13 protein-coding genes are annotated in these 11,736 nt (G+C 66.2%); 6 read left to right on the forward strand and 7 right to left on the reverse strand.

The window, feature by feature from the left end:
• Positions 1-48: 48 nt before the first annotated feature.
• Together ACPVPU_RS08775 and ACPVPU_RS08780 are read left to right on the forward strand one after the other, a co-directional pair.
• A complete protein-coding gene (locus tag ACPVPU_RS08775; protein WP_448657551.1) occupies positions 49-1,311 on the forward strand; it encodes a class I SAM-dependent methyltransferase in 1,263 nt (420 codons plus the stop codon).
• Positions 1,312-1,314: 3 nt separating this feature from the next.
• The gene (locus ACPVPU_RS08780) at positions 1,315-2,487 is read left to right on the forward strand and encodes a serine hydrolase domain-containing protein (protein WP_448657552.1); all 1,173 of its coding nucleotides are present in this window, start codon (positions 1,315-1,317) and stop codon (positions 2,485-2,487) included.
• A gap of 64 nt (positions 2,488-2,551) precedes the next feature.
• Here the strand turns inward: ACPVPU_RS08780 and ACPVPU_RS08785 are convergent, their stop codons facing one another.
• Complete coding sequence (locus tag ACPVPU_RS08785) at positions 2,552-3,274, reverse strand: SDR family NAD(P)-dependent oxidoreductase (protein ID WP_448657553.1); 723 nt, start codon at positions 3,272-3,274, stop codon at positions 2,552-2,554.
• 1 nt (position 3,275) lies between these two features.
• The gene (gene purF, locus ACPVPU_RS08790; RefSeq protein WP_448660465.1) at positions 3,276-4,724 is read right to left on the reverse strand and encodes an amidophosphoribosyltransferase; all 1,449 of its coding nucleotides are present in this window, start codon (positions 4,722-4,724) and stop codon (positions 3,276-3,278) included.
• Positions 4,725-4,868: 144 nt separating this feature from the next.
• Between purF and ACPVPU_RS08795 the strand changes: the two genes are divergently transcribed.
• Positions 4,869-5,117 carry a Rho termination factor N-terminal domain-containing protein gene (locus ACPVPU_RS08795; RefSeq protein ID WP_448657554.1) on the forward strand — a complete coding sequence of 83 codons (249 nt, stop codon included), beginning with the start codon at positions 4,869-4,871 and terminating at the stop codon, positions 5,115-5,117.
• Positions 5,118-5,133: 16 nt separating this feature from the next.
• Here ACPVPU_RS08795 and rsmD read toward each other — a convergent pair whose 3' ends face one another.
• On the reverse strand, positions 5,134-5,673 hold the full coding sequence (gene rsmD / locus ACPVPU_RS08800; protein ID WP_448657555.1) for a 16S rRNA (guanine(966)-N(2))-methyltransferase RsmD: 540 nt from the start codon (positions 5,671-5,673) through the stop codon (positions 5,134-5,136).
• On the reverse strand, positions 5,673-6,446 hold the full coding sequence (locus ACPVPU_RS08805) for a pseudouridine synthase (RefSeq protein ID WP_448657556.1): 774 nt from the start codon (positions 6,444-6,446) through the stop codon (positions 5,673-5,675). The genes rsmD and ACPVPU_RS08805 overlap by 1 nt, the downstream gene beginning before the upstream one ends.
• Before the next feature lie 126 nt (positions 6,447-6,572).
• Between ACPVPU_RS08805 and ACPVPU_RS08810 the strand changes: the two genes are divergently transcribed.
• The 3 genes from ACPVPU_RS08810 (at position 6,573) to ACPVPU_RS08820 (ending at position 9,344) form a co-directional block, all read left to right on the forward strand.
• On the forward strand, positions 6,573-7,001 hold the full coding sequence (locus ACPVPU_RS08810) for a response regulator (protein WP_448657557.1): 429 nt from the start codon (positions 6,573-6,575) through the stop codon (positions 6,999-7,001).
• Between the two features lie 70 nt (positions 7,002-7,071).
• Positions 7,072-7,833 carry a DUF1223 domain-containing protein gene (locus ACPVPU_RS08815; protein ID WP_448657558.1) on the forward strand — a complete coding sequence of 254 codons (762 nt, stop codon included), beginning with the start codon at positions 7,072-7,074 and terminating at the stop codon, positions 7,831-7,833.
• Positions 7,834-7,958: 125 nt separating this feature from the next.
• A complete protein-coding gene (locus tag ACPVPU_RS08820; RefSeq protein ID WP_448657559.1) occupies positions 7,959-9,344 on the forward strand; it encodes an AmpG family muropeptide MFS transporter in 1,386 nt (461 codons plus the stop codon).
• Here ACPVPU_RS08820 and ACPVPU_RS08825 read toward each other — a convergent pair.
• From ACPVPU_RS08825 to ACPVPU_RS08835, 3 genes are all read right to left on the reverse strand, one after another.
• Positions 9,329-9,754 (reverse strand): DUF6628 family protein, encoded by a 426-nt coding sequence (locus tag ACPVPU_RS08825; protein WP_448657560.1) that lies wholly within the window; start codon positions 9,752-9,754, stop codon positions 9,329-9,331. The genes ACPVPU_RS08820 and ACPVPU_RS08825 overlap by 16 nt on opposite strands.
• 111 nt (positions 9,755-9,865) lie before the next feature.
• Positions 9,866-11,203, reverse strand: a complete 1,338-nt coding sequence (locus tag ACPVPU_RS08830) for a bifunctional folylpolyglutamate synthase/dihydrofolate synthase (RefSeq protein WP_448657561.1) — start codon at positions 11,201-11,203, stop codon at positions 9,866-9,868.
• Complete coding sequence (locus ACPVPU_RS08835; RefSeq protein WP_448657562.1) at positions 11,203-11,727, reverse strand: shikimate kinase; 525 nt, start codon at positions 11,725-11,727, stop codon at positions 11,203-11,205. Before ACPVPU_RS08835 ends, ACPVPU_RS08830 begins: the two co-directional genes overlap by 1 nt.
• Positions 11,728-11,736: the final 9 nt, after the last annotated feature.

Below are 11,736 nucleotides of genomic sequence, written 5' to 3' on the forward strand. Positions count from 1 at the left end.
CCCATCCCGGCTTTCGCGCGCCCGTGGCTTGTGCCAAAGGCGCGCACGATGGAGCAGGGGACGAGCAATCGCGGACGGCTGGCCGCTGGCGAACGCGGGGACGGGGCTGGTGCCGGGCAGGGCGCCTATCGGCTGATCCAGCCGGTTCTGGCGCGCGTAATTGCCCGGATCGATGCCGGACTGGCGGTCGGCCGGATCGACCTGACCCTGCCGGATGGCAGCCGACGGGTGCTGGGTGGACGACGACCCGGCCCAGACGTGATCCTGTCCCTCAATCACTGGCGGGCGATTGTTCGGCTGGTCAGCGGTGGATCGGCCGGATGGTACCGGGCATGGGCGGCGGGCGAATGGTCCAGCCCCGATCCGGTTGCGCTGTTCGAACTCTTCACCGTCAATCGCACGACGCTGGGCGGGGCCGGGCGGGCCAGGGGGTGGATCAACGCGGCGATGCGCCTGCGCCACCGGCTGCGGCGCAACGACCGGTCGGGTTCGCGGCGCAACATCGCCTATCACTATGATCTGGGGAATGATTTCTATACGCCCTGGCTGAGCGGCGACATGACCTATTCCAGCGCGATCCATGCCGATCCGGCAGAGACGCTGGAACAGGCACAGGCGCGCAAGCTGATGGCGGTGCTCGATCGGACGGGAACCCGGCCGGGCGACACGATTCTGGAAATCGGTTGCGGATGGGGCAGCTTTGCCGAATTGGCCGCGCGGGCCGGGCGGCGGGTCCATGCGCTGACCCTGTCGTCGGAACAAAAGGCCTATGCCGACGGGCGGATGGCAGCGGCGGACCTGTCGGGCGTCACCGTCGCGTTGACCGATTACCGCGACGTTCAGGGGACGTTCGACGCGGTGGCAAGCATCGAGATGGTCGAGGCGGTGGGCCGGGAATATTGGGATGCCTATCTGGGCACCATCGCCCGCGTGCTGAAACCGGGCGGGCGGGCGGCGATCCAGTATATCGCCATCGACGATGCCATTTTCGACGCCTATGCAGACAATGTCGATTTCATCCAGACCTATGTCTTTCCCGGCGGGATGCTGATTTCCGAAAGCCGGTTTCGCGCGGTCGCGGAGCGGCACGGCCTTGCCTGGACCGACCGGCATGGCTTTGGCGCCAGCTATGCCCGCACCCTTGCCGACTGGCGGGCGCGGTTCGATGCGGCGGATCGGGACGGGCGGTTGCCGCGCGCGTTCGACCGGCAATTCAGGGATTTGTGGCGCTACTATCTGATGTATTGTGAGGGCGGGTTCAAAGGCGGCGCAATCGACGTCGCTCAGGTGACTCTGGTAAAGGGAGGATAGGCGATGCGGATGCTGCGGCTGGCGATGCTGATCGGATCGGCGCTGATGATGCCCGCAGCCCATGCCCAGACAAGCACCGCGCCCGCCCTGACCGCCGAGCAAAAGGCCAGGCTGTCCCGCGCCGCCGCCGAAATCCTGTTCTGGCCCGACGCGGTGCGGTCAAAGAATTTCCGCGCCATGGAAACGATCTTCCCCGGCACCACGGCCAAGGCGTCGAGCATGGTGCGCCTGTTGCCGAAGGGCAAGCCGCTGCCGATGGACGAAGCGGACATCGCCGCCCGGATGGACACACAGAACATGGTCGGGCTGATCGTCGTCCAGGGCGGCCAGGTGCGGTACGAACGCTATGCTGAGGGCATGACGCCGACCGATCGCTGGACCAGCTTTTCCGTCGCCAAGTCCTTTACGTCGACCCTTGTCGGCGCGGCGGTTCGGGACGGCGCCATCAAGTCGCTGGACGATCCCGTCGTCACATTCGTCCCGGAGCTGAAGGGCAGCGGCTATGACCGCGTTACGGTGCGCCAGGTACTGACCATGACCAGCGGGGTGCGCTGGAATGAGGATTATACCAACCCCAACAGCGACGTCGCCCGCATGGCGCTGGCCACCGCGCCGGATAGCAAGGACTCCATGCTCGCCTATCTGGCCACGCTGCCCAGCGAAGCGGAGCCGGGGACGAAATGGGTCTACAAGACGGGCGAGACGAACCTGATCGGCATCATTGTCGAACGGGCGACCGGTCGCCGCCTGTCGGATTACGCACAGGAAAAGATCACCGGTCCTGCGGGGTTCGAAGGCGACCTGTTCTGGATGTTCGACCTGGCCGGCCAGAATATCGGCGGGTGCTGTCTGTCGCTTCGCCTGCGCGACTATGCCCGGATGGGTCTGTACGCGCTTGAAGGTGGCAAGGGACAGGTGCCGGAGGGGTGGTTTGCCGAGGCGGGTAGCAACCGGCTGGCTGACAAGCGCACCGACGGACAGGGTTATGGCTATCAATGGTGGGTGTTCCCCAACGCCTTTGCTGCGCAGGGGATTTTCGGCCAGTCGATCATCGTCGTGCCGGATAAACAGCTGGTGATCGCCTCAATCGCCAACTGGCCGCGCGCAACCGGCAACGATCTGCGCGTGGCGCAGCTTCAGTTCATGGCGGAGCTGTCGGCCGCGGCCGGGAAATAGACGGAGGCGGCATCGACTGGCATCGCTCCCTCTCCCACAAGGGGAGAGGGCATTGGGGCACTGGTCACCCCACGCGTTCGAAGCGGCCGTCCTCGAAATCCGATGCGAGCAGCGATAGGATCCGCTCGGCCACCACTTCGGGCGGCTTCACGCTGTCCGGATTTTCGCCGGGATAGGCGCGGGCACGCATCTTTGTGCGGGTCGCACCGGGGTCGACGATCGCCGTGCGCACAGGCGAGACGTTGCGCACTTCCTGACCATAAGCTTCAAGTAGCGTTTCGAACGCCGCCTTGGACGCGCCATAGACGCCCCAATAGGCACGCGGATTGCGCCCGACGCTGGAGGTGATGCCGATCACGCGGCCCGCCGAAGAGGCGCGAAGCATCGCGTCGAACGATGCCAGCAGGGCTGCCTGCGCGCTGACGTTCAGCGTCATCACCTTGGACAATTCCTTGGCATCGATCGCCGTCACCGCGCCCAGCGATCCGAGCATCGCCGCGTTCAGGACCAGCACGTCCAGTGCCTGCCACCGACCGGCAATCGCCTCGGCCAGCCGGACCACCCCGTCGCCTTCGCTCAGGTCGAGCGGCGCGATGGTCGCGGTGCCGCCAGCCGCATGGATCGCCTCTTCGACTGATTCCAGCCCGCCGGTCGTGCGCGCGGTCAGGATGACGTGCGCCCCGGCCGCGCCCAGCGCCGTGGCCGTGGCGGCGCCGATCCCCCTGCTGGCTCCGGTGACGAGCGCAAGCTTTCCGGCCAGCGGCCGGCTGTCCGTGGTGTCGGTCATGTCAGTGGCTCAACAGTTCAAGCTGATTGTCGCCCCGTTCGCGCTGATCGGTCAGCGGGGTCGGATAATCGCCGGTGAAACAGGCGTCGCAATAACGCGGGCGCACCGGCATCCGCCCGGCTTCGCCCAGCGCCTTGTACAGGCCGTCGATGGAAATGAACGCCAGACTGTCGGCATGGATGAAATCGGTCATCCCGCCCAGGTCCAGCTTGGCGGCGAGCAGCTTGGCGCGTTCCGGCGTGTCGACGCCGTAAAAGCAGCTGTGCCGGGTGGGGGGGCTGGCGATGCGCATATGCACCTCGCGGGCGCCCGCCTCGCGCATCATCTGCACGATCTTCAGGCTGGTGGTGCCGCGGACGATCGAATCGTCGATCAGGACGACGCGCTTGCCCTGGATCAGCGCACGGTTGGCATTGTGCTTCAGCTTGACGCCCAAATGCCGGACCTTGTCCCCCGGCTGGATGAAGGTGCGCCCGACATAGTGCGACCGGATGATGCCCAGCTCGAACGGGATGCCCGATTGCTGGGCATAACCGATTGCGGCGGGCGTGCCGCTGTCGGGCACCGGGATGACCAGATCGGCCTCGACCGGGTTTTCGATCGCCAGCTGGGCGCCGATCGACTTGCGCACCGAATAGACCGAGCGGTCATCGGCGATGGAATCGGGGCGGCTGAAATACACCCATTCGAAGATGCAGGGGCGGGCGGCGGCTGGCGCAAAGGGCCGGATCGATTCGATACGCCCGTCATGGTGGACGATGACCAGTTCGCCCGGATCGACCGACCGCACGAATTGCGCGCCGACGACGTCCAGCGCCACGGTCTCGGAGGCGAAGATGACCGAATCGCCGAACTTGCCCATCACCAGTGGCCGGATGCCCAGCGGGTCGCGGCAGGCGATCATCATCTGCGGCGTGGCGCAGATGAGGGAATAGGCGCCCTCGACCTGTTTCAGCGCATCGATGAACCGGTCGAGCGGGGTGCGGAAATTGGAGGTGGCGACCAGATGGATGATGGTTTCGGTGTCGCTGGTCGATTGAAAGATCGAACCCGACTGCACCAGCTCGTGCCGCAGGTGCATCGCGTTCGAGATGTTGCCGTTGTGCGCGATGGCGAATCCGCCGGTCGCCAGCTCGGCATAGAGCGGCTGGACGTTGCGCAGCGCCGTTTCCCCCGTCGTCGAATAGCGGACATGGCCGAGCGCGACCCGGCCCGGCATCTGTTCCATCACGTCCGGCTTGTCGAAATTGCCGGCGACATGGCCCATCGCGCGGTGCGTATGGAACAATTCGCCGTCGAAGCTGGTGATGCCGGCCGCTTCCTGCCCGCGATGCTGCAGCGCGTGCAGGCCGAGCGCGACGAGCGCAGCGGCGCCATCGGCACCGGACACGCCGAAAACGCCGCATTCCTCACGCAATTTGTCGTCGTCAAAGGGATTGGTGGTAATCATCATGCGCCCGTCACTGACCTGCCCTTGGCGCGCCATATAGGGACGTTGATCGGCTTTGTCGCCCTTTTGTCACATCCGCTTTCGCCATGCCGGTGAACCGGTGCGATGACCGCGCGTTCATCCCCCGACAGACAGGAGCAGGACATGGCAAAGGATCACGGCCCCAGCGTCAAGGACGATGAAACCTTCGAAGCGCTGCTGGACCAGGGCGCATCGAAGGAAAAGGCAGCGCGCATCGCCAATGCGCGCGCGGCAGGCACGCTGAAATCGGGGGGCGGCAAGCTGGAGGACCGGACCAAGGCGGAACTCTATGATCAGGCCAGAAAGATCGGGATCGAGGGTCGCTCGTCGATGAACAAGGCCGAATTGGTGAAGGCCATCCGGCAGCACTGAGCCGCGACGGACTGGATCAATCGGCGCGACGAAGCAGCGTCAGTCGCGCCTTGCCATGACTGCGGTCCGCATCGATCGCGAAACCCGCCGCATTCACCGGCTCGCCCTTTTCGGTTTCGATGCTGACCCATGTCGCCGGGCCGATCCAGCCCAGCCGGTTCAGCTTGTCCAGTGCGACGGCCCCTGCGCCAGTGCCATAGGGCGGGTCCATCATCACCAGATCGATCGGCCCCGGTGCCGGACCCAGCGCCATGACGGATTGCGCGCGAATATCGGCCCGGATGCCCAGCATCTCGGCATTGGCGCGGATGACCGCCAGCGCATCGCGGTCCTGCTCGACGAACAGGCAGGATGCGGCACCGCGCGACAAGGCCTCGAACCCCAGGGCGCCCGATCCGGCGAATAGATCGGCGACCGTCAGCCCCTCGAAACTGCCGATGCGGCTGACCAGCATCGAAAACAGCGCTTCGCGCGTGCGATCGGCGGTGGGGCGGGTGGCATCACCCTTCGGCGCCGCCAGCCGCCGACCGCGCCATTGCCCGGCGATGATCCTCATTACTTCAGCGTCCGGCGAAACGCGACCAGATCGTGCTGGCGCACCTCGCCGATCTCGCCCACGGGCAGGTCGTCCAGGATGAACGGACCATAGGCCATGCGGATCAGCCGGTTCACCTCAAGCCCCAGAAATTCCAGCACCCGGCGGACTTCGCGGTTCTTGCCCTCGGTCAGCTTGAGCGCGATCCAGACATTGGCGCCCGTGCGCCGTTCGATGTTCGCATCGATGGGGCCATAGCGCATCCCTTCGATTTCCACGCCGTCCATTAGCGATTCCAGCGCCTCCTGCGTCACCTGTCCATGGGCGCGGGCGCGATAGACGCGTTCGATGCCGCTGGACGGCAGTTCAAGCTGACGCTTCAACTCGCCATCGGTGGTCATCAAGAGCAGCCCTTCGGTATTGTAGTCCAGCCGGCCGACGGGCATCAGCCGGGGCAGGTCCTTGGGCAGCCGGTCATAGATGGTCGGCCGCCCCTTTGGATCGCGTTCCGTCGTCAGCACGCCGGTCGGCTTGTGGAACAGGAACAGGCGGGCGGGCGCCGGGGCCTTGACCGGCTTGCCATCGACCGTGACGCCGTGCAGCGACGTCAGCACGGTCGCGGGCGTCTCGACGGGCTTGCCGTCGATGGCGATGCGCCGCGCCTCGATCATCCGTTCGATCTCGCGCCGCGACGCGATGCCGGCCCGGGCCAGCAACTTGGCGATGCGCTGGCCGTCCCTCGGGGCGTCCTTGCGGGCCTGCTTGGGCGCGTCCTTGGATTTCGGTGGCGGCATGGTTGTGCTATATTCCGTTTCAGGGACCCGACAAAATGTGTCGGATGTCCGAACTCTATTTGGGGCAATGCGTTATTGCGATCGGGGGCGGATAAACCGTTCCGCCAGGGGATAGAGCGGATAGCAATGTTGTTCAGCAGAAGAAAGCGCCGGATCACTCGCGTGCTGATCGTCGAGGACGAGCCGCTGGTGGCGTTCGACGCCGAACATCTGTTGAGCGAGGCGGGCTATGCCGTGGTTGCGACCGTCGATACGGTCAGCGCCGCGCTGGTCCATCTGGATAACGACGATCCGCATCTGGTGCTGCTGGACATCAACCTGTCGGACGGGACCGGCCTTGCGATTGCCGAGCGGGCCCAGCAGCTGGGGGTGCCGGTGCTGATCGTCGCCGGCCTGTGTCCCGATCAGGCGCGCGTCGCGGCGGTCGGATGGCTGGCCAAACCTTATCGGCCCCGCGATTTGACCGGGGCGATCGGGGTGATTGAGGCGATCGGATCCGGCCGGTCTCCGCGCAGCGTCCCCGAACGGCTGTCGATCTTTGCCGCGGTCGGCTGACGCGGTGTAACCGGGCTGCCGGACGGGGCGAACCGGGGTGAGCACCCCCACCCTCGAAAGCCCATTCGCCATGTCCAGTCGTCTGTTCTACCTGATCCCGGCTGTGGCGCTGATCATCGGCGTTGGCTATGTGGCTATGCCCGGTGCGACCCCTATCCCCGATGCGGCGGCCGATGCCGAACCGGTTGCCCGGTCGGGCGGGCATCCCGTGGTCGTCGAACTGTTCACCAGCCAGGGCTGTTCGTCATGCCCGCCCGCCGATGCGTTGCTGGCACGGCTGGCAAAGGATCCGGGCGTCATCGCGATCAGCCGCCCGGTCACCTATTGGGACCGGCTTGGATGGCGGGACACGCTGGCGCTTCCCGCCAACACGGTCCTGCAACAAGGTTATGCCGCCCGGCACATTCCGGGCGCGGGCGTCTATACCCCGCAGGCAGTGGTTCAGGGCGCGGCGGGAACGGTGGGCAGCCGTACGGCCAGCCTGACCGGGCTGATCGCGCAGCATTCGTCGCTGCCGGAAATCAGCATCACGATCACCGGCGGCCCGGCCCCCAGCCTGACGCTGGACGGCAAGCCCGGTGCGCCTGCCACCGTTCAGCTGCTTGGGCTGGACAGCGCGGAAACGGTCAGGATCGGATCGGGCGAAAATGGCGGCAGGACGGTCAGTTACGTCAATATCCTGAAAAACGAGGCAAAGATTGCCGATTGGCGCGGCGGCCCGACGACCATCGCCATCGACCGGCGGTTGGTTCGCGCCGCCGGGGTCGATCGTCATGCAATCATCGTCCGCAGCGGCGATGCCGGCCCCATCCTTGCGGCGCGATACCTGTAGCCCCCACGCCCCGTCGCGCCGCCGGGCCGTGAGCGCTCCCTCGCTCGCGGCCCACCTTCCTCTAGGCAAGCGCCACAGTTTCGGTATGGCTTGGCAGGGTCCAATGGCTGTGGAGCAGGGTGGCGGTGAAATTCGGATGGGACACGCTGGTCTTTGTCGGGATTCTGGCAGCCATCATCGGCCTTGCCTATGTCGTACCGGCCTTTGCCCCCTATCGCCGTCGGATGCCGCTGACTGCGTTCCTGCTCGGTATTTCCAGCGGGTTTCCGCTGACGTTGCTGCTCGGCACGATGGCCTATTGGCTGTCCAAGGTGGGGGTCGACAAATCGACCATCGGTTTCGCCATCGGCCTGACCACGCCCTATACCCTGAAGTTCCTGTGGGCGCCGCTGGTCGACCGGCTGCCGCTGCCGATCCTGACGCGGTTATTCGGCCAGCGGCGGGGCTGGCTGTTCTTCATCCAGCTGCTTCTGTTCCTCGCCCTCTGGCAGCTGGGTGCCAGCGACCCGGCGAACAATATCGGCCTGTTCGCGGTCTGGGCGATCATCGTCGCGTTCCTTTCGGCGACACAGGATATCATCATCGACGCCTATCGTATTGAAATCCTTTCCGAAGAGGAGCTTCCGCACGGCACCGCGATGAATCAGTTCGGATATCGCACCGGCAATCTGTTCGCCGGGGTGGTGACGGTGTGGCTGGCGTCGACCGAGGGGTTTGATCTGGGCTGGGCCATGGCTTACGGCCTGACCGGCTTCCTGGTCGTTCCCGCCGCCATCGCCGCGCTGTTCGCCGGGCCGGGCAAGTTCGTTGCCCAGGCCGCGCGCGGGGCGGGGGTGGCTTTCGGCCCCTGGTTGAAAACGGCAGTGCTCGATCCATTCATCGAGTTTCTTGGCCGGCGCGGCGCGGTGCTGATCCTCGCCTTTGTGCTGGTGTACAAGGTGGGCGACGCGATGGGGCAGGGGATGCTCAATCCGATGATCGTCGAGCTTGGCTTTTCCGATACCGAGTTCATCACGATCAACAAGTTCGTGGGGATCGCCGCCCTGTTCATGGGATCGGCCCTGGGCGCACCGTTCATCGCATGGCTGGGCATGGGGCGGGCGCTGTTCGTGTCCGGCGCGCTGATGATGTTCTCCAACCTTCTGTTCGCCGTGCTCGCCAATGTCGGCCATTCGCCGCTGATGCTGGCGCTGGCGGTGGGGACGGAGAATCTGACCAGCGGCATCGGGCTGACGGTGTTTGTCACCTATCTGTCGGGCCTGTCCAACCTGGCCTATACCGCGACGCAGTTCGCGCTGCTTTCCTCCTTCGCTGCCGTCGGGCGCACCTGGCTGGCGACACCGGCCGGCTATCTGGCGGAGGGGCTGGGCTGGGTCGGCTTCTGGCTGTTCACCGTGGTCGTCGCCCTGCCGGGCATGATCCTGTTGTGGATCCTGTGGCGCAAGGGGTTCGTCGTCGAAAGCCTGCGCGCGGCAAAACAGGACGTCGAGGCCACTCAGTCGAGCGGCTGACCGCCCTCTGCAAAAGCGCGGGCGAGCAGGGCGGCGGTGGCCGCCGGGCCATCGGCATTGCGCCGCGCGGTCAGATCGGCCAGCAGCATCGCCGCGCGAGACGGATGGGTCGCGGCGCACGCAACAGCATCGCTCAGCATCGCCTCATCCACCGTCATCCGGCAGCATTGCGGGGCGGCGATCCGGATCGAACCGCTCGCCGCCTGCGACAATTCGGCCATCAGGCTGCGCATCAGCACCAGCGGACGGCGATAGCCCGCGCCGAATGCCGACATGAACAGGCTGGCCGTCATGGCGTCATCCAGCCCGAACTGACCGGTCCGGCGTATGCCGAGCATCAGCAGGCGGCGGGCGGGGTGTGTCGACTGATGCCGGGGAAGGGCGGCTGCAATGGCCTGGGCGGTGAGCATCGGGGGGCTGATCTCCTGTCTGAGCACCAGCCTAACGAACCGCTATTGATAGTCAATCGCAAATCGCAAATGGCCTCAGGCTCGGGCGATGTGACGATGACGACGCCGAAGTTAGTCCGGCAATTCGCCGTTCAGGCGCAGCACTTCGCCCGCCAGATAGAGCGAGCCGAGGATCAGCACCGTGCCGGGCCGTCCGTTTAGTCGCTGCGCCACATTGCGAACGGCCGACGCGGGATCGGATGCGGCCGCACCCTGCGCGACGCCCATCCTGCCAAGCGTTTCGACCAGCATCGCGGGGGCATGATGGGCATGGCCGGGAACGGGCAGGGCGGTGATGCTGGCCAGCATCGGCGCGATCGGGGCCAGCAGTCCCTCCGGCTGCTTGTTGGCGAGCATCCCCAGGATCAGGTGGATGCCGCCATCCGGCGCAATCCCCGCCATCGCATCGGCCACCGCCCGTCCCGCCGCCGGATTATGCCCGCCGTCCAGCCAGATCGACGAGCCGGGGGGCAGCATCGTCGTCAGCGGCCCGTCGCTCAGCCGCTGCATCCGCGCGGGCCAGCGCACATCGACCGGCGCCCGCTTCAGCGCATCGGCGCCGACCGGCAGCCGGTGCTGCGCGCGCAGCATGGCGGTGGCCAGTGCCAGATTGGCGACCTGATGATCGCCGAGCAGTGCGGGCCAGGGCGTCATCACCTGAGCACCGCCGCCGGGGCCGTGATGAAACACCTTTCGCAAGGTCGCATTGCCGCCGAATTGCCAATCCAGCCCCTCGCGCAACAGTGGAGCGCCCGCCCGCCGGCACTGGTCGGCGATCACGGCATTCAACGCATCGCCGTGGTCGAACGTCACCAGCGGGCGGCCGGGCTTCGCAATGCCTGCCTTTTCGAACGCGATCTTCTCGATCGTGTCGCCCAGAAATGCCTCGTGGTCCATGCCCAGCTGCGCAATGCCGCATACCGCCGGATCGGTCAGCACATTGGTCGCGTCGAGCCGACCGCCCAGGCCCACTTCGATCACGCAGGCATCGGCAGGCGTGCGGTGAAAGGCAAGAAAGGCAGCAGCCGTCGTCACCTCGAAGAAGCTGGCCCCGATATCGCCGCCTGCATCCAGCACCTCGGCCAGCAATGCCGCCAGCGCGTCGTCCGCGATCAGCCGCCCGGCCAGCCGGATGCGCTCGTTGAAGCGCACCAGATGCGGGCTGGTATAGACATGGACCCGGTATCCTTCCGCCTCCAGCGCAGCGCGAAGATAGGCGCAGGTCGATCCCTTGCCGTTGGTGCCTGCGACATGGAACACCGGCGGCAGCGCGCGGTGCGGATTGCCAATCCGGTCCAGCAACCGGGTGATCCGCTCAAGCCCCAGCACATCCGCACCGGGACCAAGCGCCATCAGCCGGTCGAGCTGCCGCTGGACCAGCGGGTCGGTGGAGGTCGCGTGGTCCGGCATCAGGCCATGTGAGCGGCGATGCGCGCGGCCGCCTGATCCGGGGTCATTTCCGTCGTGTCGATCGTCAGGTCCGGCGCCGGCATGCTCGCCGCGCATTGTTCGAGTTCGGCCCGGATCGACCGGAACAGCTCCAGGTCGCGCAGCTTGCCGAACGCGGCGCGATCGGGATCGGTCAGGCGGCGTTCCTGCTCGCCGGGGTCGAGCGTCAGCGCAACCAGATGGACCTTTGCACCGCTGCTGCGGGCCAGATTGATCAGGCGAGGCAGGAAATCGGCTGGCACGCTGGGTTCGGGGGCAAGGGTGAACAGGATATCGCGGCCTGCCCCCAATCCCTCGCTGATCAGATCAAGCCAGAGCCGCTCGCGCAGCCGGACGAACGCTTCGCTGCCAAAGGGGAACAGCGCGGCGACGGCATCGACCACCAGATGATTGTGGAACAGCGCCAGACCAGCCCGTTCGGCGACCAGGCGGCCGATCGTCAGCTTGCCCGACGCGATCGGACCGACAAGGATCAGCAGCCGCATCGCCCCTGG

The sequence above is a fragment of the Sphingomonas paludis genome (genome assembly GCF_053502515.1).

Excerpts from the sequence above, each read along its gene's own strand:
- ACPVPU_RS08830 (WP_448657561.1), bottom strand. The coding sequence starts at position 11,203 with ATGCCGGACCACGCGACCTCCACCGACCCGCTGGTCCAGCGGCAGCTC.
- ACPVPU_RS08775 (WP_448657551.1), top strand. The coding sequence starts at position 49 with ATGGAGCAGGGGACGAGCAATCGCGGACGGCTGGCCGCTGGCGAACGC.
- ACPVPU_RS08815 (WP_448657558.1), top strand. The coding sequence starts at position 7,072 with ATGTCCAGTCGTCTGTTCTACCTGATCCCGGCTGTGGCGCTGATCATC.
- ACPVPU_RS08810 (WP_448657557.1), top strand. The coding sequence starts at position 6,573 with ATGTTGTTCAGCAGAAGAAAGCGCCGGATCACTCGCGTGCTGATCGTC.
- ACPVPU_RS08805 (WP_448657556.1), bottom strand. The coding sequence starts at position 6,446 with ATGCCGCCACCGAAATCCAAGGACGCGCCCAAGCAGGCCCGCAAGGAC.
- ACPVPU_RS08780 (WP_448657552.1), top strand. The coding sequence starts at position 1,315 with ATGCGGATGCTGCGGCTGGCGATGCTGATCGGATCGGCGCTGATGATG.
- ACPVPU_RS08835 (WP_448657562.1), bottom strand. The coding sequence starts at position 11,727 with ATGCGGCTGCTGATCCTTGTCGGTCCGATCGCGTCGGGCAAGCTGACG.
- rsmD (WP_448657555.1), bottom strand. The coding sequence starts at position 5,673 with ATGAGGATCATCGCCGGGCAATGGCGCGGTCGGCGGCTGGCGGCGCCG.
- ACPVPU_RS08795 (WP_448657554.1), top strand. The coding sequence starts at position 4,869 with ATGGCAAAGGATCACGGCCCCAGCGTCAAGGACGATGAAACCTTCGAA.
- ACPVPU_RS08825 (WP_448657560.1), bottom strand. The coding sequence starts at position 9,754 with ATGCTCACCGCCCAGGCCATTGCAGCCGCCCTTCCCCGGCATCAGTCG.
- ACPVPU_RS08785 (WP_448657553.1), bottom strand. The coding sequence starts at position 3,274 with ATGACCGACACCACGGACAGCCGGCCGCTGGCCGGAAAGCTTGCGCTC.
- purF (WP_448660465.1), bottom strand. The coding sequence starts at position 4,724 with ATGATTACCACCAATCCCTTTGACGACGACAAATTGCGTGAGGAATGC.